This is a genomic window from Candidatus Omnitrophota bacterium (genome assembly GCA_030688425.1).
Classification (GTDB): domain Bacteria; phylum Omnitrophota; class Gorgyraeia; order Zapsychrales; family JANLHA01; genus JAUYIB01.
This window is the reverse complement of the sequence record JAUYIB010000018.1, coordinates 162373-188152: the sequence shown is the minus strand read 5'-3', so window position 1 is coordinate 188152 and position 25780 is coordinate 162373. Positions and strand designations below refer to the sequence as shown.

Below are 25780 nucleotides of genomic sequence, written 5' to 3'. Positions count from 1 at the left end.
TCGCGGCCCCGGGCGGCGGGCGGTCAACGGGCGCGCCTTCGGCCCCGGCCCTTCCGTCCGGCGGTTGTCCCAAAAACGCTTTGCGCGGTGGACAACGCGTTCAGGGCCGCCGGAAAACCGGCGTACACCGCCATCTGGATGATCACTTCCAGAATTTCTTTCCGCGAACAGCCGGCCGACAGCGCGTTATGGATGTGCGCCTTCAACTGCGGCTGAGGAAAGCCCAGCGACGTCAGCGAGGCGATCGTCACCAGCTCCCTGGTCTTGAGGTCAAGGCCGGGGCGGGAGAAAATGTCGCCGTAGGGAAACTCGATGATATACCGCGCCATGTCCGGGGAGATGTCCTTGAACATCTCCATGACGCGTCCGGGGGCGCTGCGGTTGATCTTGCCGAGCGTCTTCCACCCTTTTTGAAAACGGGCGGCGCCCCGGGCCCCTGTTGTCGCGCGCTTCTTCATCTCTGGTGCCTCCTCCCGGAAAGACGCGTTATTCCAGCCGGATGTAGGTGATGTTCTCCATGGCCTTCTCCCGGATCACGGTCCTGGACGACACCGCCGGGACCTGCCGGAGGGCGCCGAGGATGGGATTGACATAACTTTCCATGGCGGCCACCTCGTCCTGAGCGGACATCGGGCCGGCCTCATATTCCTCCAGGAACCGTTCGATATCCTGGACCCTGGACTCATCCGTTTCGATATCCCTCCGGGTCGTCTCGATCTGCTGTTTGAGCACGTCCGGTTCCGCGGCCTGCGCCGCGTCCCCCGCCTGCGACTCCAGGGCCAGGAGGTCCTGTTTCTTCTGCTCAATCCCCGCCTGAAGGTCGCTCAGCCGCTGCTGCTGTCCGGTCTTGAACGCCTCCATCTTCTCGGACTGGGAGCTTTTCCACTTCCGGGCCCAGGCAAAAAACTTTTCGCCCGTCTGCGCCATCTGCGCGACCGAGAGAAAGACGACGGCGTTGCTGGGTTCGGTCAACCCGAAATTCACTTTCTGGAACTCCGGATTATTGGTGAACAAACCGCCCGGGATCTTTGTCATGTCGATGGCCTGGTGCAAAACCGAACGGTCGGTGGCGATCAGGAGGTAGTCCCCCAGGACGCCATACGCGGGCGCGACCGGCGTGGACGACGGCAGCATGGGGATGACGAAATAATTGACCGGGATGTCCTGGTATTTTTCCGACTGAAGCTGGATCATCGGCTGTCCCTGGATGAGCCGGGACAGGACCGCGTCGGCCTTGGCCCGGTCGGCGACCTTCACAAAGACCGCGCCTTTCGGCACGGGCAGGCCCTCGCCGAAATCCACGCCCTGGACAAACCCGCCGATCTCATCCCCGAACGCGGGGAGCAGGTCGTCCTCGACGCTCACCCCCAGGATCTGCTCAATGCCGGCGACCACCTGGGCCGGCGTTTCGCCATTGCCGGAGGCCGGGGCCCGGGACATCTCATCCTTCATCTGCTGCCAGTACGTGGACAGTTTGTAGCAGTTGTTCCACTGGTAGATCATCGCGTCCTGCGGGACGAATTCGAGCGTGCGGTTCCGCGCCGGAGGGCAGTTGTACAATTCCCTGTAGAGCGGGTCCAGGTCCTCCGGCTTGTAATGGACGTCGATCTTCAGCCGGCTCAGGGAATCGACGATCATCGAATAGCCAAAGACCTGAAACCCCTTGACCTGGCGGAAGCTCGATTCCACTTGCTGCAGCATCGGCCCGGCGACAACGGGGTTGGCCGAGGCGAAGAGTTCCGCCTGTTCCTTAACAAAACGGAAGATCGCCTCGATGTTCACAAAACTGACCGTCTGGGCCTGGGGCAGGAACCGGGCTTTGGCCGTGAGGAACATCGGGTCCTGCTCAAGCGGGGCCGCGGTCTTGGCCATGACGTCCACAACGGCCTTGGCCGCGCGGTCGCCGAACCCGAACACCAGATAGTCCTTGACCCGGACATAATAAATGGCGAAGGCCTTGTTGTCGGTCGCCACCTTGGTGATGGTGTGATTGTTGTAGGAAATCGTTTCCGTGTTCACGGAGCGGCCGAAACGGCCGAAGAAACGGGACACGAACTCGGCGAACTGGAGCTCCGGCTTCAGGCGCGTCACCAGGCAAAAACTCTTCGGGATCTCCTCGAACATCTCCAGCCCGAAACTCTTGACCTGGACCGGATAAACGGCCACGGCGAATTCCTCGCCGAAAAACTGTTTCAACATGCGGAGGCTGTCTTCTGAAAAAAGCTGGTCCGCCAGCTGGTTGACCGACTGCATCTGTCCGGCAGACGCCCCGCCCTGCTCCATGGCCTTTTTCCAGTCGATCGTGGACAGTTTCATCCCGAACGGCGTCGCGGTGAACTTCTCCCAGTTCCGTTCGACGTCCTTGAAATGGACGTAAACCAGCGGGCCCGAAGGAAGGACCTGCTCGAGGGTAACGGCTTTGTCCTGGGGCGTCCGCGAGACATAAGCGAAATAACCGCCGGTCCCCAGCGCGGCCAGGACCAGGACAGCAATCAAAATTTTTTTCATGGGATTCCTTTCGTTGCCCCCTGCCGGACGGCCAGGGGGTTGGGATCAATTCATCCGCCTTCGCCGAGGTCTCGGCTACGCCGGATTCCACGGGTCAGCGTTCAAAGACAGTTGGACCACGGGCTAAGTCCCGTGGGGTTCCATTCCGAAAAAAGACCTGGCGTTGCGGTTCAAAATCTCCAGGGCGCGGTCGCGGTCCACCTTCTTAAGCTCACAATAGGCCTCCAGCGTCCTGAACACGTCTTTCGGCGTCGCCTGAAAACCGTCGTCTCCGTCGGCGCTGAACCGGTAAAACACGGGGCTGTCGGTCTCGATCATGGTCTGCTCGATCGGCGCGTGGGCGATGGCCTCCCGCGACTGCGGGCTGTACGCCAGGCTGGGCGAACAGGACACCAGATACCCCGCGGCCAAAATTTTTTCCAGGACGTCCACCGGCCCGCTGTACCAGTGAAAGACCGCCTTCTTGACGCCGGACTCACGGACCGTGTCCAGGCATTCCTGCCACGTCCCCCGGGAATGGACCACGGCCGGAAGTCCGCATTCCGCGGCCAGGTCCAGTTGACGGCGGAAGACCCGGCGCTGTTCGTCCTTCTTGTCCTGGTCCTTGCGGACCCACTTGTACCAAAAATCCAGACCGATCTCGCCGATGGCGTGGGCTTCGGAAAGGTGCCCGCGGATAAACGTCAGGGTGTCTTCGACCTCTTCGGCCTTGATGTTCCCCGGATGGATCCCCAGCCCGACGAAAATTTTCGGCGCCGCGACCGTTTTTTTCAATTCCAGATTGGCTTTGTTCGAGGCCAGGTCCACGCCCACGGCCACGACCGCTTCCACGCCGGCCCTGGCCGATTCCTCCAAAGCCGAGGGAGCGTCCGGGACCTGGTCCATGTGCGCGTGGGTGTCGATGATCATTCTTTAAAAACTGAAAATGGAAGAAGGAAAATAGAAAATTGAAAAAATAACTTCAAAAACGCCTCTTCCATCCTCCATCTTCAATCCTCATGATTTGCTTTCCAACACAAACGTCACCGGGCCGTCGTTGACCAGCGTCACGTCCATCATGGCGCGGAACTGTCCGGTCTCGACTCGGAAATCCTGCGCCTTGAGCCGGCTGACAAAAATGTTATAGAGCGCTTCCGCCTTGTCCGGCGGCGCCGCGGCGTCGAACGACGGGCGGCGGCCCTTCACGCAATCCCCCAGCAGGGTGAACTGGGACACGACGAGAAATTCGGCCTTTGTTTCGGCGGCCGACAGGTTCATCTTGCCGTCCGGGTCTTCAAAGATCCGCAACTGCGCGATCTTGTTGACCAGATAAGCCGCGTCTTCTTCCGTGTCTTCCTTGGCGACCCCCAAAAACACGAGGACCCCGCGGCCGATCCGGCCGACGGCGCGGCCGTCCACATCCACCCGGGCTTCTTTCACTCGCTGGATGACAAGGCGCATGGGATCACGAAGGATTTTGCGGACGCGGGACTTCCTGCTGATAAGAGGATTCAACGGCCTTGACCAGCTGATACAGCGTGGTGTTCACCGGCACCGGGATCCCGGAACTGTTCCCCTGCCGGATGATGGCGCCGTTGATGAAATCGATCTCGGTCTGCCGGCGGGCCAACACATCCTGCAGCATGGAGGAAACGTTCGCCGCCGTGGCCTCGCAGACGGCCTCGACCTTGGTCACGGGGTCGTCGAAAAGCAGTTTGATCCGCTTTCTCTTGGCCACGCGGACGGCCTCGTTCACGGCCGCGCGCAGGAGCTGGGCGGTGTGCTCTGACCGCGTCAGTTCGCCGTTGCGCAGGCGGGTCACCGCCGTGAGCGCGTTGATCCCGGCGTTGATGACCAGTTTCGACCACAGGACGCCCTGGATGTTCATGGAAATGCGCGCTTCGATCCCGGCCTTGTTGAACACCTCACGGACCTGGCGCAGGGACACGGGGACCTTCCCGGCCAGATGGCCGATGACCGTTTCCCCTTTGGCGACATGCTCGATGTGCGCTTCCCGGAGCAGGGTCACCGCCTGCTGGGTCGAACCGACCAGGACATTCGTTTCTCCGACGACCTCGGCGATCACTTCGGCGTTGCCCAGCCCGTTCTGCAGGGTCAGGACAGCCGTATTTTTTTTAACGAGAGACTTGGCCTGGACAATGGCGTCTTTGGTGTGGTAGGCCTTGGTGCAGATGACGACCAGGTCCGCGTCCCCGATGTCTTCCGGGCGGGCGGTGGCCGGGATCTTGGCCTGCCAGGAACCGGACACACCCTGGGAGGAAATGCCCTGGTTGCGGATGATGCGCTCGGCGCGCTGGGGGTCGCGGTCCAATAGCCAGACCTCGGCCTTTTTGGACAAAAGGCCCCCTAAAAGACACCCGAGTGCTCCTGGACCGACAATGACGATTCGCATATTAACCTGAATTTTGCATTACATCTTTTCCGTTATCATGACCATTGAAGGGTCATGCAAAATTCACCTTCGGCCGCCTGCCGCAAGATATTCCGGCAGGCGGGGTTAACCCCGCTATCCGCCAAAGGCGGAATAGCGGCCCGGAGGGCGGATTTTGCATAGCAAAATCCGGGTTTAAATAATGATTAGTATTAAAGGAATTATACGGGGTTGGCCCTGGATTGTCTACTGAAAATGATTCCGTCCGGGTTGCTGCGCCGCCCGTATTTGACAAGCCGGCGCGTTTATGTTACAAGTGAAGCCGTTCATCCCACTCATCATGCGATTGCCAGCCATCCTAACGCGTTACGGTTTCTCTGCCGAAGTCCAGGACATCTTCCGCCAAAGCGGCATCGCCGAACTTTTTCCGCCCCAGGCCCAGGCCGTGGAGCAGGGCGTTCTCGACGGTAAAAACCTCCTGTTGTCCGTGCCCACCGCCGCGGGAAAAACGCTCATGGCGGAACTGTGCATGCTCAAATCCATCCTGCAGGAGGGCGGCCGGTGCCTTTACATCGCGCCGTTGATCGCCCTGGTCAACGAAAAGCACGACGACTTCAAGAAAAAATACGAACCGCTCGGCATCAAGGTCGGCATGGCCACGGGCGACATGGACGCGGCCGACCGGTACCTGGGCCGCTACCAGATCCTGGTGGCCACGTCCGAAAAAGTGGATTCCCTTCTGCGGTCCAAGGCCAAGTCCCTGATCAACACCTTGAGCGTCGTGATCGTCGATGAGGTCCACCTGATCAACGACGGCTCCCGGGGACCGACCCTGGAGATCATCCTCGCACGGATCCGCCAGCTCAACCCGGCCGCGCAGATCATGGCCCTGAGCGCCACGGTGAGCAACGCGAAAGAAATCGCCGACTGGCTGAAGGCCGGGCTGGTGGCCAGCGACTGGCGGCCCATCCCCCTGAAGGAAGGCGTCTATTACAACCGCCAGATCAAATTCAACAACCATCCGTCCCGCGTGATCACCGAGGATGAAGGCGACCCGGTCAGCGACCTGACCCTGGACACTCTCAAATCCAAAGGCCAGGTCCTGGTCTTTGTCAATTCCCGCCGGTCGGCCCAGGCGGCGAGCCGCCAGCTCTGCGAAAGCGTGTCCCAGGCCCTGACCCCGGAGGAAAAAAGGCAATTGCAGGCGCTCTCCAAAGACGTCGTCGGCCCCGAATCCAGCGCCACCAAGATCTGCCGCAAGCTGGGCGACGTGGTCCGGCACGGCGTGGCCTTCCACCACGCCGGACTGAAACCCGAGCAGAGAAAACTCATCGAAGCGAACTTCAAAAAGAATCTCATCAAGGCCATCTGTTCCACGCCCACGCTGGCCGCCGGCGTCAACCTCCCGGCCCGGCGCGCGGTCATCCGCGACTGCAAACGCTTCGAGAGCGGGCTGGGCTCCGCGTTCATCCCGGTCTCGGAATACAAACAATGCGCCGGACGGGCCGGGCGGCCCCAGTACGATCCCTACGGCGAAGCGGTGCTCGTGGCCAAATCCCCGGCGGAATCCAAGGTCCTGATGGAAAAATACGTCAAGGCCTCTCCCGAACCGGTCATCTCCAAGCTCGGCGACGAATCCGCCCTGCGCATCCACATCCTGTCCTCGGTGGCCGGGGGATACGTCCACGACATCAACGACACGTTCGATTTCCTCTCGCACACCTTCCTCGCCCACCAGAAGCTCCTCCCCAATCCGATCGAGATCATCGGCCGGATCTTCGACTTTCTCCTCCGGGAGGGATTTGTCGAAAAGAACGGCTTCCGCTTTTTCGCCACGCCTTTCGGCCAGTGCGCCAGCCGGCTTTATGTCGAGCCCTGGACGGCCATCACCCTGCGCGACGGGCTTAAAAAAATCGCCGCGGGAAAATCTTTTTCGCACATCGGGCTGCTGCACCTCGCCTGCTGCTGCCCGGACGCGCCCCTGCTGTCCGTCGGAAAGCAGGACTTCGAGAACCTGGAGGCGTTCGCCGCCAAATGCCAGGACGAACTCGTCTTCGCCCAGGGCGAGATCCCGGCCACGGACGACCTGTTCCGCTTCCTGTCCGTCATGAAAACGACCTGGCTTTTGAATTCATGGATCGAGGAAGAAAAAGAGGACGATCTCTGCGAGACCTTCGGGATCGGCCCCGGCGACATCTACCGCCATCAGGAGGCGGTCCAATGGCTGCTGCACGCGGCCACTGTCTTTGCCGAACTTCTGGAAGCGCGCAAGCTCACCTTCCCGCTGGAAAGCCTGCGGCTGAGGGTGAAATACGGCATTAAGGAAGAATTGGTGGAATTGGCCCAGCTTCGGGGAGTGGGCCGCGTGCGGGCCAGGAATTTATTCGCCAAAGGTCTCCGGAAACTTCCCGACCTCAAGCGTCTCTCCGTGGACGAACTGGCCGCCGTCCCCCAGATCGGCAAGGCCGTGGCCAAAGAGATCATCGAGCAGTTGAAGACCCTTCATCCCCCCCGCTGACCACCCTGCCGGACACTACGACAAGTACTGGGCGGTCTTGACTTTTTTCCCCAGATGAAAAACGAGAAAATGGTTGATGACGTACTTGAGCTCCTCCCGGACGGCCCCGGAGATCTGCAGGCGCAGACAGCTTGACCAGGGGTTGCGCTCGATGAACAGGATCGAGGCGACGGTCGCCGGGGCAATGAGGTGCACGGTCGTGTCGTCCATCGGGCAGCGGGAACAGATCAGCCCTCCGTCCTTGAGGCTAAAACGGGCCGGCCCCGTCACCTCCTTGCGGCAGCGCAGGCAGGCGTCCAAATGGGGGCGGAACCCGGAATACAGCAGGGTCTTGATCTGGAAGGCATGGATGAGTCTGTTGACGTCCTCCGTGGTCTGCAGTTCCCCGAGGAAATCCAGCATAAGCGCGTAGATGTCCTCATTTTTCTCTTCCGGGGGCATGATGAGGTAGATCAACTCAAGGACATACTGGGCCGCCATGGATTTTCGAAGATCCTGGCGGATGGGGAAAAAATAATTCCGCATGTCGCACTGGCCGATGAGGTGCAGGTCGGAATTGCGGTACTGGTAATAGACGATGTCGTTGACCGAGAACCGGTCCACGCTGCTGCCGAATTTCCGGGGGTCTTTGCGGATGCCCTTCAGGACCCCGCTCACCCGCCCGTGGTCTTTCGTGAAGAAAACCGCGATCCGGCTGGTCTCCCGCAGGTCGAACGTTTTCAGGACAATGCCTTCCGTCTGGACGATCATTTCCCGTCTCCCGGAGGGTCCTTCCAGAGGACAAAGATGGCCGTCGAGTAACGGACCTGCGTCCAGAAGAGTCCCCCGCTGATATCCGCAGTATATCTCATGTCCGGCGTGCCGGGATACAGGATGGATTCCTGCGGGATGAGGCATCGGGACGGGTCCAGGAACGGGAACCGTATCGTCTTCTCCCTCCGCAGGAGCAACCGGTGGCGGTAATCGCCGGCGAGACCGTCCAGGAACGGGAGGGTGAACAGCGTCACGTTCAGGTTGGTCATCAGATAAAAATGGCGCCCCGCCCATCCCTCCCGGACCAGGACCTCTTTCAGCTGGTCCTCGCTTTCATAATACGGATCCCCGTAAGGATGTTCGTTCAGATCCAACCGGCGGCCTTCCGCCAGCAGGAGGTACCGGACATCCTTGGCGAGCCGGTTGTCGGAAACCAGCAGGACTTTCCCGGCCGAACCGATGGCTTCTTCATGCCGGAGGATCGCCGCCGCGGCCTCGCGCCCGGCCTCGGCCGTGTCCCTAAACATGCGGTGAACCCGGCTGATGTTCAAAACCTGGTCGGCTCCGGCAAGGCCCACCCCCAGGGCGACGGCCAGCATGGCGAACCGCATCTTCGGGCGGACGGCGGACAGGCCGGCCATTTTCCGGACCAGCTGCCCGATCTGGTGAAACAGCGCGATGCTCACCGGCCCGATGGCATACACAAAATAACTTTCCGACACGAAAGAAACAAACAGAAACGGCACCCAGGAGAACAGCATCCAAACGGCGAGAATCCGGCTGGTCCGCCACACCGACCAGGTGATCCCCGCCATCGCCAGCAGAATCACGCATCCCGCGGCCGGACGCAGATGGGAATGGACGGGTACGGCCAGGGCCAGGATGAAAACAGATAGACAAAAAATTTTCCATGCGGCGGACATGGCGCGAGGAAGCCGTCCCGCAAAAAGGACTCCGGCCACGCCCAGGACCACCAGCAGCGGCGATATGGCGTAAAACATCCGGGCGATCATTTCCGTCCGCCAGTTCAAAACCAGAAAATTTTCCAGGATCCCCGCACTGACGAACGTCGAAGAAACAGCGGTCTGGCCGTAACAAAATCGGTTGATGAACCAGGCAGGCGCGTATGCGTTCAGAAAAAACGGCAGCAAAATCAGCAGAAACCGCCGGTTCTTGTTGAACTCCAGGCACTCGAGCGCGAAAACGGTCATGACCGCGGTCGAAGTGTATTCTTTATACAGCGGCGCGAAGTAGGCCACCGCGAGGATCGGGACCGTCCAGAACAGAGACCCGCTCCGCTTGTATCGCTCATAACACAGCACCACAAGACAGACCAGCAGAGGCACCCAGGCCTGGACGCTGCCCGTCGCCACCCATGTCGATGTAACGGACGGCAGAAACAGAAGCATCATCACCGCTGCGGCCGCGGAGGCGGCACGGTCTTTCGTCAGCCTCCAGCCGGCCAGATACGTCAGCCCGGCGGCCGCGGCCAGGGACAGGGCGCTGACCAGGACAGGCAGCGCCGGAGCATGGTGAAAAATATGGGATTGCAGGATGATCCAGGAAACCCAGATGCTCTCCAAAGGCCGGTAATAAAACGGCTGGACGGGCCGGTCGGACGGCTGGACCCAGAAATCCTTCCAGTACCGCGAGAAATATTCTCCAGGGCTACTGATTCCCCGGTCTTCCACCCGATCCCTGATTTCCAGAATCATGGCCGTTTCATTGAAGACCGGCGGCAGCGTCCGGCGGGCGCAGAAGTGAACAAGGGTTCCCAAAACCACGACGGCCAGGACAACGGCAAGATCGATCCGGCGGACGCTCCGGCTGAGACGGTCAGGATTCATCGCAACGTGCCGGTCTCCCCGTCAGCTCCGCCTCCCTCCTGCGCATGAGGCGGATGTCACCCGGGGAATGGTCGTCGTAACCCGTAAGATGAAGGATGCCGTGGACGACGTAAAGGTCGAGCTCATGGCGGAGGGACGTGCGGTAGATCCTGGCCTGGCGGACGGCGGTCTGGACGGAAACAGCAATCTCCCCTTCCAGGGGACCGTCTCCGGAGGTCAGGTCAAAGGCCAAGACATCGGTGGCGTAACTGCGCTTGAGGAACCGGCGGTTGAGGATGCGGATCGCCCGGTCGTCCACAAAAACGACGCATAGGCGGGCGTGCTTGACGCCTTCAGCCCGCAGAGCCGTTCGGGCGAGGGCCTTGATCCGGGCGGGAGAGATCCGGACGATCGTCTGCCGGTTTTGGATTTCGACTTTCAGTGCCATTCTTTTTTTCCGGGTATTTGACGCGGCCGTGATACATGGCGCTGAGCACGCGGGTGAACGTCGAGGCGATGGTATCGATCTCCTTGAGGGTGAGGTTGCATTCATCCAGCTGGCCGTCGATGAATTTGTTGTTGATGACCTTGCGCACGGTTTCGTTGATCTTGACCGGCGTGTGCTCGTCCAGCGCCCGCGTGGCCCCCTCCACGGAATCAGCCAGCATCACGATGGCGGTTTCCCGTTTCTGGGGCTTGGGCCCCGGATAACGGTAATTCTCTTCCTTGATGGTCTGGGGATCGTCCGTCTCTTCCAGGGCCTTCTGGTAAAAGAAGTGGATGAGGCTGGTCCCGTGATGCTGGGGAATAAAATCGATGATGATCTGGTTGAGCTTGTATTTTTTCGCCAGCTCCACACCCTCCTTGACGTGATTGAGGATGACCAGCCGGCTCATGGACGGCTCGATGTCGTCGTGCTTGTTGTCGCCCAGGAGCTGGTTCTCGGTAAAATATTCCGGTTTTTCCATCTTGCCGATGTCGTGATAATAGGCGCCGACGCGCGTCAACAGGGCGTTGGCGCCGATCGCGCCGGCCGCCGCTTCCGACATGTTGCTCACAATGAGGCTGTGGTGATACGTCCCCGGGGCTTCCAGGACCATGCGCTTCAACAGCGGCTGATTGAAATCGGAAAGCTCCATCAGGCTGAAATTGGTGATGACGCCGAAAAGATATTCGCAGATCCCCAGCACCGCCATGACCACCAGCCCGCAGACAACGCCGTTGATCAGCAGCGGCGACAGGTATTGCATCATGAATTCCTTGGTCGGAGAAAGGCTCAATTCGGGGAAAGCGAAGATGGCCGCGATGGCCTGGACGATCCCGACGTAAATCCCCCCGCTTAAAAGCTTGCCCCGCGTGCGGGCGTCATACACCGCGAAGGCGCCCGTCAGGTTGCCCAGCAAAAGGATCAGCACCGTGTGAAGATTCGGGCTGGTCAAAAGGGAAACGGTCGTGCAGCCGACCACCGACATGACCAGAACCAGCTGGAGATCGTTGAACAACAGCATCGTCAGCATGGCCACGCTGGCGGCCGGGATGTAAAACGGCAGGAGAGTCAGGGGAATCTGGGTGTAACGGATGGCGTAATCGGTGATGAAGACCAGGCCGACGAGCAAAAGCCCCAGACGCAGGAAAAAATACGTGCTGCCCTTCTGAAAAAACAGAAGATACACGCCCAGGAAGGCGACCAGCAGAGGGATCAACAGCGAAAACTGCAGGGCCCAGCAGTACGCGATCAAAAAAAGCAGGATGCCGATGGCGAGCCACACCTTGGGGGCCCGTATCGGTTTGTCTCTGCGCAACATTTTCATAACGGTTCCTCGGCGCTCAGGCGATCTTCGCGGCGCGGTCGTACGCTTCAATGATCCTCTGCACGAGCTCGTGACGGACAACGTCCTCGCCGGTGAGGTGGACGAATTTGATGCCCTCGATGTCCTTCAGGGTCTTCTGCGCCTCGACCAGCCCGATCGGCGTGCCCTTGGGCAGGTCGCTTTGGGTGACGTCGCCCGTGATCACGGTCTTGGAATCGAACCCCAGACGCGTCAAAAACATCTTCATCTGAAAGGGCGTGCTGTTCTGGGCCTCATCCAGGATGACGAAGGCGTCGTTGAGCGTGCGGCCGCGCATGAAGGCCAGCGGGGCCACTTCGATGATCCCCTGTTCGGTGTACTGCTCGACCTGGTCCGGCTCCATCATGTCGTAAAGGGCGTCGTACAGCGGGCGGAGATACGGCAGGACCTTCTGCACCATATCGCCGGGAAGAAACCCCAGGTTCTCCCCCGCCTCGATCGCTGGCCGGGTGAGGATGATACGCCGGACAATCCCCTTTTTCAGGGCGTTAACCGCCATGGCCATGGCCAGGTACGTTTTTCCCGTCCCGGCCGGGCCGATGCCGAACACGATGTCGTAATGCTTGATCGCGTCGACGTACTCGATCTGGCCTTTGGTCTTGGGCGTGACGAGCCCGCCCTTGATCGAGACCTCGATCTTTTCCTTGGCGAGCCGCTTAAAATCGAATTGTTTGTCCTGCTCGGAAAGGCGCAGGGCGTAGATGACGTCCTGCCGCTTGACGTCGCGGCCGCTGTCGACGATGCTCAGCAGGTAATCCATGAGCTCGCCGATCTTGTCGAGCTTGTCCTGCTTGCCGATGGCCTTGAGCCCGCCGTCGGTGAGGTAGATCTTGACGTCCCACTGCTGTTCGATCAGTTTGAGGTTCTGATCGTAGCGGCCGAAAATGACCTGCACGTCACGGTTGTTGCCGATCTTGATGGTCTTTTCCATCGTCGTGACAGCCGGCCTATTCGACCGGGATCCGCAGGACCATCCCGGCCTTGATCCGGTTCGGGTCCTTGATGCGGTCCTTGTTGGCGTCGTAGATCTTCATCCAGCGGCTGTAGGTGTTGTAGTGCTTTTTGGAGATCTTCTGCAGGGTGTCGTTCTTCTCGACGATGTATTCGGTGAACTGCGGTTCGCCGCCCATGGATTCCCTGGCGGCCGGAGCGGGCTCGTCCCCCTCGTCAAACGACGGGAGCGAAATCCTCTTGCGGACCGGTTCCCGGGCAGGCGCGGGTTCCGAAGGGCGCTCGTACGAAGATCTCTCCGGCGCGGCGACCGGCTCATCAATCTCGATCTCGCCCGGCTCTTTGGTCACTTCCAGAACATAGATCCGGCGGGTCTTGCGGTAATTGCTCCGGTCTTCCGGCTTCGGGGTCCCGGAGATATAACCGAAATTCCCCCCCTGCATGTCCTGGTCCACGCGCTCTTTGTCCGCCACGTAGGCACGGGTCGAGACCTTGCCGCCGGTCTCCTGGACCTGGGGATCCTGCTTGGCCTTTCCGCTGCTGGCGCACCCGGACACGAAAACCGCCAGGGCCAGGAACGGCACGAACGCGAATCTTTTATAAAATTGTGCGGGCATGTTTGCTTCCTCCTATGATTTATGATCCTTTTTCACCTTCATGATCCCGAGTTCCGATAACTGTTTGTTGTCCACATCCGACGGAGCGTCGGTCATCAGACAGCTCCCCTTCTGCGTCTTGGGAAACGCGATCGTGTCGCGGATGGAATCCAGCCCCGACAACAAACAGACTAATCGATCGATCCCGTAAGCCACCCCGGCGTGCGGCGGGGCCCCGTATTCAAACGCCCTCAAAAGGAACCCGAAGCGCTTCTCGGCTTCCTCGGGGGCAAGGCCTATTATATCAAATACTTTCTGTTGCATCTCCTTTTTATGAATACGGATGGACCCGCTCCCGATCTCGCTGCCGTTGAGCACGAGGTCATACGAACGGGCTCGGGCCTTCTGGTATTCCCCCTTCTCCACCAGCGGAAGGGAATCCTCCTTGATGGAGGTGAAAGGATGATGCTCGCTTTCCCAGCGTTTTTCCTCTTCATTATATTTGAACATCGGGAAATCCACAACCCAAAGAAATGCAAACTTGTCCCCGGGCTTTCGGGTGTCCGGCTTGTCGCTGTTGTACTGGGCCATGGCCTCGGCGTGGGTCATGCGGGGGAACGGCACGGGCAGGTCGATGTCCATGACCTCGCGGAAAACCGCCTTGAACAGGCGCTCGGTCAGGTCAAACACGTCTTCCTCGCTCACGAACGACATCTCCATATCGAGCTGGGTGAATTCCGGCTGGCGGTCAGCCCGCAGGTCCTCGTCGCGGAAACATTTGACGATCTGAAAATACCGGTCGAAGCCGGAGACCATCAGGATCTGCTTGAACAGCTGGGGAGACTGCGGCAGGGCGAAGAACTGCCCCGGGCTCAAACGGGCCGGGACCAGAAAGTCGCGCGCGCCTTCGGGGGTGGACTTGGTCAGGACCGGCGTTTCCACCTCCAGGAACTTCTCCTCGTTCAAAAATTTTCGGATCGCGATGCAAAGACGGTGACGCAGGGCAAGGGCCTGCGCGACTTTGGGCCGGCGCAGGTCAAGGTAACGGTAACGGAGGCGGTGCTCCTCGGAGACCTCCACGCTGTCATCGATCTCGAAGACCGGGACCTTGCTGGGGTTGAGGATCTCCAGCTCTTTGGCCAACAACTCGGTCTCGCCGGTGGGAAGGTCGGGATTCACGTTCTTCGGGGGCCGGACAGACACAGAACCCGTGATCTTGACCACGAACTCCGGGCCCAGCTGTTGGGCCGTCTGGTGCGCCTGGGGCGCCACCGACGGGACAAAGACGATCTGGGTCAGACCGTAGCGGTCGCGAATATCAATGAAGATCAGTTTGCCGTGGTCCCGGCGGCGGTGCACCCAGCCGCAGAGGGTCACGGTTTGGTCTTTGTGTTCTTTACGCAGTTCCCCGCAGGTATGAGTTCTCAACATCGCTCAAATGCACCTTTCTATGATTTCTTTTGTGAAAATGGAAACGTCATTCAGGGCGCCCGGCAACGGTTTCTGCTCTTTCCGGGCCATGTCTTTCAACGTGACACTGCCGTCCTTCAGCTCGTTCTCGCCCAAAAGCGCGACAAATCTCGATCCTTTGCTGTCCGCGAGCCGCAATTGGCTCTTCAAAGAAGCGGAATAACGATGCGACATGTCCACCGAAACATTTTTTAAAACGGGATTGGTATTTGCAAGGTCCAGAACGACCCGGCGGAGGTTGTCCGCGAAACCAAAGGCCGTTTTCCAGGATGCTTCGTCCATGGCAATGACACAAATGTCTTTCGAGGCCGCCGCGGCCGGCTGTTCCGGAAGAGCCAGCAGGATCCGCTCGATCCCCAGGGCAAACCCCACGGCTTCCACCCCTTCGGACCCGCCCAGTTCCCTGACCAAATTGTTATACCGCCCGCCGGCGCCGAGCGCGTCCTGGCTTCCCAGCGAGGGGCAGGAGATCTCAAAGACCGTATGCGTGTAATAATCCAGCCCCCGCACCAGCTTGGGGTCGGCCGTGTAGCCGATCTTCAAATTATCCAGAAATTCCCGGACATCCGCGAAATACTTGCGGCTTTCGTCCGACAGATGCGCCTGGCTGGACAGATTCAGCTTGTCCACGATCGAACGGCAGGTTTTGTTCTTGCAATCCAGGATGCGCAGGACATTGCGCTCAAAGCGGGACTGGCAGTCCGGGCACAATTCCGTAACATGCTTCTTGAGCTGTTCCCGCAAAAATTTTGAAAAATTTTCCTTATCTTCCGGCGCGCCCAGCGTATTGATCTTCAGCTGGAATTCCTTGATGCCTAACGCCTTGAGGATGTTCACGCTCATGGCGATCATCTCGGCATCCAGGGACGGAGAGCCGGTTCCCGGGCCGATGGCTTCCGCGCCGAGCTGGTGGAACTGACGAAGCCGTCCCTTCTGCGGACGCTCGCCCCGGAACATGGCCCCGAGATAATACACTTTGGTCAGGGGCTCCTTTTTGTCCAGACTGTTCTCAATATAAGAACGGACCACCGAAGCGGTCCCTTCCGGGCGAAGGGCAAAACGGCTGGCCTGCAGGTCTCCCTCCTCGGAATTCTTCTGGGCCTGAAGTTGGAGCATCTGCTTCTGCACCACGTCGCTGGTCTGCCCCATGGACCTGGCAAATAATTCGACGTCCTCAAAGGCCGGCGTGCGTATTTCCTTGTATCCGTAGAGGTTAAAGATTTGGCGGGCCGTCTGCTCAAGCTTCTGCCAGCGTGCTGCGTCAACAGGCAGAACGTCTGCGGTGCCTCGGGGGACTGAAAACTTGGTGCTCATGGGCTCTAACAACCGGAAGGGCGGAGTTGGTTCGGTCTCCGCCCTTAATGGATTAATACTGATAGATTTATGAATATTAGGGTAGACAGCAATCCGTGCTTACCCTATTTAATCCGCTGTTTCATTTCGAGGCCGGGTTTGAAGATGACGACTTTGCGGGGAGGAACCGGAACGCTTTCGCCGGTCCGGGGATTACGTCCATAACGGGCCTTGCGCTCTTTGATCTTGAAAACGCCGAAGTTACGTAATTCGACTTTTTCCGCGCGCATCAAACTTTCGATGATGACATCGAACGTTTTCTGGACGATCTTCTTGACATCCACCTGCTTGATCCCGGTCATGTCGGTAATCTTGAGAACGATGTCCTTTTTCGTCATTGAATCACCTCCTATAGACCTTCACCCAATTAAAAGTCAATTTTTCAAGCTAAGAAGGTCGCACTGCCGACTTCCACAGCAAAGAATGCCCACAGAAACGTCAGCAATCCTAAATATAGTATCAACAACGCTTTAGGGTGTCAAGGAGTTATTTGGGGCATCAAAGGAGGGAAAAACAAATATTTCCGGAGGGTCACAGCGTCACAGAAAACTTTTCTTTGCCAACAAGCTCCTTGATATCGTTCATCAAAAGCTCGCTGGGCGCCACAAAAAGGTCTTCGCCGACCATGATTTGCACGCTTTTGTAATTCTTGGTGTCCATGCGCAGATAAACCGGTATCTTTCCGGGATATCCGGCGAGTTTTTCCTTCAAGCGGCCCAGGCCCTGGGCGTTGACACCGGAGAGGTCCACGTTGATGGCCTTGACCGTCTTGTAAACGTCCTCAATTTTGCGGATGTCCGAGGCCACAATGCCGGGCCTGTCTTCGCGGAAATTCACCCGGCCGACCACGACCACAACGCTCCCCTCCACCAAAAGGGTGGCCACATTCGGGTAAGTGGACGGAAAGATAACGATCTCGACCGTGCCGTCCAAATCCTCCAGGGTCACGATCGCCATGCGCTCGTTGCCCTTGCGGGTGGTGGTCAGCTTGACCGCGTCAATGATGCCCACGATCTTGATCTCTTTGCCTTCCGTGGCCTGACGGAGGTCTTTGGTGGCGAAATCCGAGAATTCCTTGATCTCCACCTGGTAATGCGACAGCGGGTGCCCGCTCACATAAAAGCCCAGGACTTCCTTCTCAAACGCCAGGGTCTCGTTCGGCCGCCATTCCTTGATGTCCGGCAGAGTTTCCTCCTTGCCGGCAAACCCTTCATCGCCGCCGCCCATATCGAAAAACGAGAACTGCCCGACCGCCTTTTCTCTCTGTGCCTGGGTCCCCCGGTCCAGGGCCCGGTCGATCATCGCTGTCAACTGGGCGCGGTGGCCGCCGAAACTGTCCATGGCCCCGCTCTTCACCAAACTTTCCAGCACCTTGCGGTTGACCAGACGCAGGTCCACGCGGTTGCAAAGGTCGGACAACGATTTATAGTGCCCGCTCTGGGTCCTGTTCTCCACGATGGATTCAATGCCCGTTCGGCCCACGTTCTTGACGGCCAGGAGCCCGAACCGGATCGTTTTATCGTCCACCACGCTGAATTCCAGCACGCTTTCGTTCACGTCCGGCGGCAGAATGGTGATGCCGATGGCCTCGCATTCCCGCACGTATTCCACGACCTTGTCCGTGTTGTCCTTTTCAGAGGTGAGCAGGGCGCACATGAACTCGACCGGATAATTGGCCTTCAAGAACGCCGTCTGATAGGAGATCAGCGCGTAGGCCGCCGAGTGACTGCGGTTAAAACCGTATCCGGAGAAATAATCGATCAAATCAAAAAGCTTGTTGGCCTGGTCTTCCTTCGTGTGGCTGTTCTTCCAGCAGCCCTCGACGAAATCATGCCGCATCTTGTCCATGACATCGGGGATCTTCTTGCTCATGGCGCGGCGCAGATGGTCGGCCTGCACCATGGAGAAGCCCGCCATCACCGAGGCCATCTGCATGACCTGCTCCTGATACACGATGATGCCGTAGGTCTCTTTCAAAACGCCCTCCAGCTTGGGGTGCGGATACTGGACGTTGACCTCCCCGCGCTTGCGTTTGATGAAATCGTCGAGCATCCCGCTTCCCATCGGACCCGGGCGATACAGGGCCAGGATGGAGATCAGGTCCTCAAATACGTTGGGCTTGATCTTCTTCAGCAGTTCCCGCATCCCCGCGCTTTCCAGCTGGAAGATGCCGGCGCTGGTGGCCTGGCTCAACAGCTCGAAGGTCTTCTTGTCATCCAGGGGGATGGTCTCGATGTTGATGTCGATGTTCCGGCGGCGTTTGATCCACTTCACGGCCTTGTCGATGACGGTCAGCGTGCGCAGGCCGAGGAAATCCATCTTCAACAGCCCGATCTTGGCGATGCCGTCCATGGAAAAGCCGGTGGTGATCTGGTCGTCCGAGGACTTGAACAGCGGAACGTATTCGGTCAGCGGCTTGTCCGCGATCACAACGCCGGCGGCGTGGATCGAGGCGTGGCGGTTGAGCCCTTCCAGGACCTGGGCGGTCTCGATGATCTCGGCCGCGACCTTGTCTTCCTTGCAAAGCTTGTCCAACTGGGGCTCGATTTTCAGCGCGTCCTTCAGGGTCTTGCCCGGTTCCGCCGGGATGAGCTTGGCGATCTTGTCCACGTCGCTGTAAGGCGCGCCCATGACGCGGCCCACGTCGCGCACCGCGGCCCGGGCCTGCATGGTCCCGAACGTGATGATCTGGGCCACGTTTTCCTTGCCGTATTTCTTGGTCACGTATTCGATGACCTCGCCGCGCCGCTCGAAACAGAAGTCGATGTCGATGTCCGGCATCCCCAGGCGGTCGGGGTTCAGGAAACGCTCGAACAGCAAACCGTATTTGAGCGGGTCAAGGTTCGTGATGCCCAAAAGATAACTCACCAAACTCCCTGCCGCGGACCCGCGCCCCGGCCCAACGGGAATCCCACGCTGGCGGGCGTAATGGATGAAGTCCCAGACGATCAAAAAATAGCTGACAAAGCCCATCTTCTTGATGACGGCCATCTCGCGCTTGAGCCGCTCTTCCAGCTCCATGGTGGACTGGCCGAAACGCTGGACCATGCCTTTGCGGCAAAGGTCCTCCAAAAATTCATCGCGGCTCTGCTTGCCCGGCGGCTCGTAATTGGGCAGGTGATACTGGTTAAAATCCAGGGTCAGGTTGCACTTTTCCGCGATCTCCAGGGTGTTCTTCAGCGCGTCCGGGACCCAGGAAAATTCCTTCTTCATCAACGCCGGGTCCTTGAAATAGAACTGGTCGGTCTTCAGCCGCATGCGGTTGGGGTCGTTCAGCAGGGACTGGGTCTGGATGCACAACAGCGCCTCGTGCGCCTTGGACTGGTCCTGCTGGAGATAATGCACGTCGTTGGTGACAACGAGCGGGAGGTTCATGTCCTTGCTGAGCCGGATGAGCCCTTCGTTCACCACTTTCTGGTCCGGGATGCCGTGCTCCATCAGCTCAAGGTAAAAATTCCCCTTGCCGAAGATGTGGTGGTACTCGTCCGCCACGCGCATGGCCGAGGCGTAGTCGTTCTGGCGAAGGAACCAGGCCACTTCCCCGCGCAGGCAGGCCGAGGTGCACAACAGCCCCTCGGAATGTTTGGCAAGGATCTCCTTGTCCATGCGGGGCCGGTAATAAAACCCCTCGAGGTAGCCGGCGGAAACCAGCTTCATCAGGTTCTTGTAACCGGTCTCGTCCTTGGCAAACAGCACCAGGTGGGACGCGCCGCCCTGCTGGGGACTGCGGTCCGTGCGGCTGCCCGGCGCGACGTAGGCCTCACAGCCGATGATGGGCTTGACCCCGACCTTGACCGCGCTCTGATAAAAATCGATCGCGCCGAACATGTTGCCGTGGTCGGTCAGCCCCAGGGCCGGCATCTTGTATTCCGCCGCCTTCTGGACAAGCTCCTTCACCCGGCAAGCGCCGTCGAGAAGACTGTACTGGGAATGGACGTGGAGATGGACGTAGTCGGAATGATACATGCGTTAGCGGATAGCGTATAGCGTTCAGCGGTTAGAAAAATCCGTGGCTTTAACAAAGCTCAACCCCGGGGATTGAGCAGTCACAATTTCCGGGGTTGCATGAGGCATCTTTAGAACTTCAGCGGACTTATTGTATTACTTCAAGGAGGGCTGGTCAAGGGGGGAAATCTGGACGGACAGGAGAAATTTATTAAGAAATAATTAATTTTCGCCGTGTGTCCCGGGAGTGATACTCGGCACCCAGTTATACTTTGGAAAATTTACGCCTGCGCCAAAATGCGCCAGCCAATCCGCCTCCTAATAAAAGCATTGTTGACGGTTCGGGGACGACATGTCCATATACAGATCCCGGAAACATTGAGCCATCGCCGCCAGCTTGTGCTGCAATCCAATATTTTCCAGGTGTTAATCTGACATTAAGCCCATCAACTATATACAGATCATTTTCATTAAAGTCACGATTAGCCCCATCATAAGGCGGCGCTTGAACATTCCAATTCTTATAAAGTTTATCAGGCACATTTGAATCGGTTAAATACGAATATCTTGTTCCCTTATATAATCTAATATCGAAATCCGGCGTATATGACGATCCCACATAAAACTGATCAGGAATATAGTATCCGGATACTGCTGTCAGTATATACGTTTTTGTAAAATTAAACTCATTTCCCAATCCATCATCAGATTGGTTTGACGTAAAACCAGAGTATGGGAAGCTTGGGCAGGTAAGATAAGTATCATTGCATTCAGTCCAAGTCCCTTGCTGAGCAACAGCTCTGCGAGTAATTGGCTCAGAAATTACTGGGAAAAAGGCATGTGCCATTGACGGGAACAAAACAATAACCAAAACGATTATTAACTTTTTCATCCTCCCCCTCCTTAAATTAAAAAACATTTTCTAAAGAAAGGGGGCAGTCCCCTTCCGATTCTAATAGTTAAAAAGGTCCCGAAGCATGAACTTCTGGTCAGGGCACAAGGTGTGGAGCGCCTCGAGGATCTTGATTTGGACGTTGGACGTGAGCTTCCGGCCTTTTCTCCCCTTTTGCACCATCTTGTGCGTCAATTGGCTTGTCGAAACCTTCACAAGATCGGCATTGGATATCCCCAACCGCGTCATCAAACCATCCAGCGGCTGGGGGCCGAGCTCCCTGTCTGTCATGACTTAACTCCCTATGTTCCCGGGAAACAACCGAAAATCAACCCCGGGGGTTGAGCAGGTCCCAACCCCCCGGGGTTGGAATGGTCAAAGCTGGCCCTGAATCAAGTCATGTGTTCCCGGAATTAATCTGGAAGGTTTCCCGCGATATCATCGATTGTCCCGAACTCATTGTCGATCCCACTGCTTATTAATGTAAACCCCTCCCCGTCCCCGCTCACCTGATATTGAAAAGGACACCCCACAAATGACTCGGGCAGACCTTCCAGCATCCAGGGCTTGTTCATTTCAACCAATGACTTTGGGTAATGCCCCTTTTCCTTTTTATAAGTCTCCAGGGCCTCGGCTACAGACCGAATTTCCTGCCGGATAACCCTATCAAATCCTTCAACACTCTTGTCTTTCGGCCCGAGATCAACATAGATCCTCCGGTTGAATTGGATCCAACCATAAATCATAAATGCCAAAAGGATCAATACGAAGTTGCCTATCAATAAATCCCATAATTTATTTCTGATCTTATAATAGAACGAAACACAGAGCGCCAGTCCGGAGATCAAAAGGCCCGCGGTCCCGATCCCCATGGAAAGGTCATGGCAAATATCATACATCCCTCTGTCCGCGTAGAACAACTCCACCGCGGAACGGGATGAGGGCGCAAAATAACCCGACAGGATCCGCTTCACGAGAATAAAGGCAAGAAAAACAGCAAGCGGGATCCAGGGGCTTCTCAAGAACTGATGAATCATTCTCCCCATTTTAAGGGCTCCGACGAAGTTGGGGACACAGGACTTAACTGAATATCAACCCCAGGGGTTGGAATGGTCAAAGCTGGCCCTGAATTAAGTCATGTGTCCCCGGAATTCCTAACATTCTCGTGGCGCCACGAGAATCCAACCCCCAGGATTGGGATGGTTATGGTTGGCCCCGAATTAAGTCATGTGTTCCCGGAATTCCTTCTTTTCCAACAGGAGACACTTCGCTCAGAACTTTATGGGCTTCAAGAGGTTTTAGGTACCCGGTCCTTAGGGGCGTGTCCTCGGAAGCCACGCTCGAATGTCTGCGAAGACGATTTTCATATTTCAAGTTTTTCCCATTTATTCTTAAATTCATCGGCATTTAAAGCGTACCTGTTTACAATTCCTCTTTCCTTGTATTCTTTAACATTACCCTTGGCTTCATCGCTGGTGCAAATAAAATATTCGGGAGTCTCCATCTTATCTGCGCAGAGATTTACAAAAACATAAAAGCAGTCACGCCTAATTTTGTTTTTAGTAATTGGCCAACCGACATTTTTCTTTTGATAGATAGCTTTTACCTGAATCGCTACCCGTTTATCCCCTTTTTGAGCAAATAAATCTACAGCCTTTGCATTTCCAACAGTCATACCGACAGACCAGCCCCTACGATAAAGTTCTGCAGCAACAAAGTATTCACCAGATAATCCGGTATTGTTTCTTGAAATTTCTGCCATTTAAATTCACCTTTGCCTGTGTCGGGTTAACCCGCTTCCTACAGTTGCACCTTTAAATCTGAGGACACTGCAGTTAATGATAAGCATATTCCTTCCGGCAAAGGGGTCTGACCCCAAATGGGGTCAGACCCCTTCACTCGGGGACACTTCGTTTGGAAACTGATGCGGCTCAAGCGGTTCTTGGTACCCGGTCCTTAGGGTCACATCACAACAACCGCGTTTCTCATATACTTCCTTCTCCAACAGGGGACACTTCGCTTGGAAGCTTGTGGGCTTCAAGAGGTTTCTGGTACCCGGTCCTTAGGATGCAAGGTTAAGCCTTCTGTCGTTTCTTTATTTCATCTATAAAAATAACAATCCGCTTCAAATCTTCTTCTATCTCCTCATGGCCTGGCAGCTTAACAGGCGCCTCTTCAGGCTGTGAGTGCTCATAAAAAGAATACTTGGTCAACATGTCATCCATGAATTTACAATTGTCTTTGGTAATTTCAGCCAGTGTTTCAATCTTACCTTTTGTTTGAACATCGGGTTCGTATCGACGAATTATTCCAGCCAAAAGATCAACCTCAACGACATGCTCAAGTAGAACCCGGATGTCTCTACACAACGCCTTTGTCTCTTTTTCATATTCCTCATCTCCCTCCGTCAATGCAACCTTAAGCTGTTTTATCCGATCTTGGAGGAAACGATTTGCTGTTGGCCCTGTCTTACTCCACATTATCGCGTCTGAAACATCACCAATTCTTGATTTACTTAAACAGACAATGGCTGGGTCAATCTTTTCTTTTTTTGCATATTTCTGCAAAAGACCCACCAGGGATAAACGGTGCGTAAATACAATCACTTGCCGAGAACTACTTAATTCAATTAGCCGCTCAGCCGTAACCTGCTCGTAATCTTGATCCAATGAGGAGATAGGATCATCAAAAACAAAGGGAGTCTTTGATCCTCTCCCTTCAGTATCTGCTAAGAATGCCGCCAACGAAACAATTCGAAATTCCCCCTCACTTAGAATGTCACCCGCCTTAATAGATTCCGAAGCATTTCGGATAAAAATCCCGTGGTATATCCGTCCCACCTCGGCTCCAGTTTTTCGTAGCTCAACTGAGACTTGAGAAGCCCTGAGATGCTTAAGTTCAGCTTGAAATCTTTGGACATAGGCATTCGTTATAAGATCTGTGCTTAGCGCCGATTTCTTTTTTGAAAGAGTCGTAGTATCCGTTAACCTCAATGCGTTCTCGAGTAAACGCAAATGCTGCAATCTGTCAACCTCATCTTTAATTGCCTTACGTTGTTGATTTAACCATCCTCGCGCTAAAAGCTCATTACGATCTTCCTCAAGCTGTGGTCTATTTTGACCTTTAGCATCCTCGTCACATTTTAACGCTTGTTTTTCCATTTCTCCGACGAATCCCTTCAGGTGATTCAACCCTCCTGCCGGGGGAAGCGGGCTTATCGCATCTAACGATTTCGCTGGAATATTTGTTTGCTTACGGATAGTCAATGCAGACCCAAAATCAATAATAATTTTCCTAACCTCGGCATTAGCACAACCAGCCACATCCAACATTGAATTAATTTCTTCAGGACTTGGGACATTCAGGAACCGAGACTCCATCTCCTGCATCAACTTTTCAACTTCAACCGCTAACCCTTGCAATTCTCCTTTAACAAATTCCTCAAATGAATCCAATCGCTCACCTGTTTCCGGGTCCAACTTTCTCTGACATAACAAACAACTTGCATCCGGTCGTATTACCGGGAAAACCTCATCGGGATACGCCTTTTTTTCTGAATAGAGTCGCGCCACCTCCCACAAAGCTCTCCACTCTCCAGAACCCGTGCCAGCAAGCGGCGCATCCTTAAAAGCCTTTTTAGCGAAAGCTTCAACAGCGTTTTGCTTTAAGATGGCGTCTTCTTTAACTTTTAAATATTCAGCACATCGGTCATCGGAAAGACTTTCATAAGACTTGCTTAAATTATCAGCAAGGGAAAGGATAGATTCTTTCTTCCTTCTCAGTTCAACCGCTCTAGCCCCAGGGTCTATTTCCCCCAACCTCTTCCTAATTTCAATCAAACTGGCTTCATCTTGTTGGGTCCACGCAGTTTTTTCACTGACCTCCTGCTCGGAAGTTGTGGCAGCAATGCTCGAATACCACACATACCCAGACGTAGATATTAAATCCGAAGGGAATGTTGGCTTTTTAGAAGCATTTATCTTGATTTGGCCTTGTATGCGTTTGCTTAAAACCGTACAGGCATCCGTTAAGCCAGTAAAAAAGCGTAAAATTCCTGGCTCATACGACACTTCCCTTTCCTCATTTACGTATATATGGCTACAAGCGGTGTCATAAATTTCAACTCCACGCAATTCCCTCAAAGGAGCCCCAGCCCATTTTAAAATCTTTACTTGGCCACTATCGTCCACTGTCAATTGGGCTGACTGTGGCGCAGGAGCAGTCTTAAACACATCCCCTAAAATCTCGCCTGGATGGCGAACACCGCAAGCATGTTTCAACAATCGCACATATCCAGATTTTCCAGAGCCGTTGAGCCCATACACAATACAAAGCGGAGTTTTTCCAAATTCAAGTGGTCGAGATAAAATAAGCGCATTAATGCCGTGTACTTCATTTATCGCTTCTAGATGTAGAGGTTTTGTGGAATCTTGAATAATTAACGAGCCAGTAGGTAGGCCTGTAAATTTTACTGCTTTCTGCGCTGCTTCGTCTGTGCAGATGGCATATAATTCGTCAAAATCTGCATCAGTTAGGATGCCATTTTGGAGAATACGGCGAGCGGCGTCTTGAAGCCATTTAGGCCGATCTTGAAACCATTTTTCAAGCTCTGTTGTCATTAAAACCTTAGGGTCATAGAGGCGCGTGACTTAATTAGTCCAATGTTCCCAAAATCAAAACCCCCTGCCATCTCTCGACCGCAGGGGGTTTGGTGTTTACGTCTTTATTTTTACGCTTCTATCGTCCA

At 56.0% G+C, this 25780-nt stretch carries 21 protein-coding genes; 1 reads left to right on the top strand and 20 read right to left on the bottom strand.

Annotated elements, in window-relative coordinates:
- Positions 1-23: 23 nt before the first annotated feature.
- The 5 genes from Q8Q08_07830 to Q8Q08_07810 all read right to left on the bottom strand — a co-directional run bounded on the left by Q8Q08_07830 (position 24) and on the right by Q8Q08_07810 (position 4900).
- Positions 24-458, bottom strand: a complete 435-nt coding sequence (locus Q8Q08_07830) for a carboxymuconolactone decarboxylase family protein (protein ID MDP2653924.1) — start codon at positions 456-458, stop codon at positions 24-26.
- Positions 459-486: 28 nt separating this feature from the next.
- Complete coding sequence (locus Q8Q08_07825) at positions 487-2508, bottom strand: DUF3352 domain-containing protein (protein ID MDP2653923.1); 2022 nt, start codon at positions 2506-2508, stop codon at positions 487-489.
- A gap of 123 nt (positions 2509-2631) precedes the next feature.
- On the bottom strand, positions 2632-3417 hold the full coding sequence (locus Q8Q08_07820; GenBank protein MDP2653922.1) for a TatD family hydrolase: 786 nt from the start codon (positions 3415-3417) through the stop codon (positions 2632-2634).
- Positions 3418-3504: 87 nt separating this feature from the next.
- On the bottom strand, positions 3505-3948 hold the full coding sequence (gene dtd, locus Q8Q08_07815; protein ID MDP2653921.1) for a D-aminoacyl-tRNA deacylase: 444 nt from the start codon (positions 3946-3948) through the stop codon (positions 3505-3507).
- Positions 3949-3952: 4 nt separating this feature from the next.
- Positions 3953-4900 carry a 2-dehydropantoate 2-reductase gene (locus tag Q8Q08_07810; GenBank protein ID MDP2653920.1) on the bottom strand — a complete coding sequence of 316 codons (948 nt, stop codon included), beginning with the start codon at positions 4898-4900 and terminating at the stop codon, positions 3953-3955.
- 319 nt (positions 4901-5219) lie between these two features.
- On the opposite strand from Q8Q08_07810, the gene Q8Q08_07805 reads away from it, so the two are divergent.
- Positions 5220-7397 (top strand): DEAD/DEAH box helicase, encoded by a 2178-nt coding sequence (locus Q8Q08_07805; protein ID MDP2653919.1) that lies wholly within the window; start codon positions 5220-5222, stop codon positions 7395-7397.
- Between the two features lie 15 nt (positions 7398-7412).
- Here Q8Q08_07805 and recO read toward each other — a convergent pair whose 3' ends face one another.
- From recO to Q8Q08_07730, 15 genes are all read right to left on the bottom strand, one after another.
- The gene (gene recO, locus Q8Q08_07800) at positions 7413-8147 is read right to left on the bottom strand and encodes a DNA repair protein RecO (protein ID MDP2653918.1); all 735 of its coding nucleotides are present in this window, start codon (positions 8145-8147) and stop codon (positions 7413-7415) included.
- The gene (locus tag Q8Q08_07795) at positions 8144-9997 is read right to left on the bottom strand and encodes a hypothetical protein (protein ID MDP2653917.1); all 1854 of its coding nucleotides are present in this window, start codon (positions 9995-9997) and stop codon (positions 8144-8146) included. The genes recO and Q8Q08_07795 overlap by 4 nt, the downstream gene beginning before the upstream one ends.
- Positions 9987-10424 (bottom strand): rRNA maturation RNase YbeY, encoded by a 438-nt coding sequence (ybeY, locus tag Q8Q08_07790; GenBank protein MDP2653916.1) that lies wholly within the window; start codon positions 10422-10424, stop codon positions 9987-9989. The genes Q8Q08_07795 and ybeY overlap by 11 nt, the downstream gene beginning before the upstream one ends.
- Positions 10330-11787 (bottom strand): HDIG domain-containing protein, encoded by a 1458-nt coding sequence (locus Q8Q08_07785; GenBank protein ID MDP2653915.1) that lies wholly within the window; start codon positions 11785-11787, stop codon positions 10330-10332. Before Q8Q08_07785 ends, ybeY begins: the two co-directional genes overlap by 95 nt.
- Positions 11788-11803: 16 nt before the next feature.
- A complete protein-coding gene (locus Q8Q08_07780; protein ID MDP2653914.1) occupies positions 11804-12757 on the bottom strand; it encodes a PhoH family protein in 954 nt (317 codons plus the stop codon).
- 16 nt (positions 12758-12773) lie between these two features.
- Positions 12774-13394, bottom strand: a complete 621-nt coding sequence (locus Q8Q08_07775) for a LysM peptidoglycan-binding domain-containing protein (GenBank protein ID MDP2653913.1) — start codon at positions 13392-13394, stop codon at positions 12774-12776.
- 12 nt (positions 13395-13406) lie between these two features.
- On the bottom strand, positions 13407-14801 hold the full coding sequence (gene aspS, locus Q8Q08_07770) for an aspartate--tRNA ligase (protein MDP2653912.1): 1395 nt from the start codon (positions 14799-14801) through the stop codon (positions 13407-13409).
- Positions 14802-14807: 6 nt separating this feature from the next.
- Complete coding sequence (gene hisS / locus Q8Q08_07765) at positions 14808-16157, bottom strand: histidine--tRNA ligase (GenBank protein ID MDP2653911.1); 1350 nt, start codon at positions 16155-16157, stop codon at positions 14808-14810.
- A gap of 104 nt (positions 16158-16261) precedes the next feature.
- Complete coding sequence (locus tag Q8Q08_07760; GenBank protein MDP2653910.1) at positions 16262-16534, bottom strand: HU family DNA-binding protein; 273 nt, start codon at positions 16532-16534, stop codon at positions 16262-16264.
- 193 nt (positions 16535-16727) lie between these two features.
- Entirely contained in the window at positions 16728-20162 is a 3435-nt protein-coding gene (locus tag Q8Q08_07755) for a DNA polymerase III subunit alpha (GenBank protein ID MDP2653909.1), read from the bottom strand.
- A gap of 244 nt (positions 20163-20406) precedes the next feature.
- Positions 20407-21033, bottom strand: a complete 627-nt coding sequence (locus Q8Q08_07750) for a PEP-CTERM sorting domain-containing protein (protein ID MDP2653908.1) — start codon at positions 21031-21033, stop codon at positions 20407-20409.
- A gap of 60 nt (positions 21034-21093) precedes the next feature.
- Positions 21094-21324, bottom strand: coding sequence for a hypothetical protein (locus Q8Q08_07745; GenBank protein MDP2653907.1), 231 nt, complete (start codon positions 21322-21324; stop codon positions 21094-21096).
- Positions 21325-21446: 122 nt separating this feature from the next.
- Positions 21447-21905, bottom strand: a complete 459-nt coding sequence (locus Q8Q08_07740; protein MDP2653906.1) for a type II secretion system protein GspG — start codon at positions 21903-21905, stop codon at positions 21447-21449.
- A gap of 491 nt (positions 21906-22396) precedes the next feature.
- A complete protein-coding gene (locus tag Q8Q08_07735) occupies positions 22397-22795 on the bottom strand; it encodes a hypothetical protein (protein ID MDP2653905.1) in 399 nt (132 codons plus the stop codon).
- A 313-nt stretch (positions 22796-23108) separates the two neighbouring features.
- Positions 23109-25652, bottom strand: coding sequence for a hypothetical protein (locus tag Q8Q08_07730; GenBank protein ID MDP2653904.1), 2544 nt, complete (start codon positions 25650-25652; stop codon positions 23109-23111).
- Positions 25653-25780: the final 128 nt, after the last annotated feature.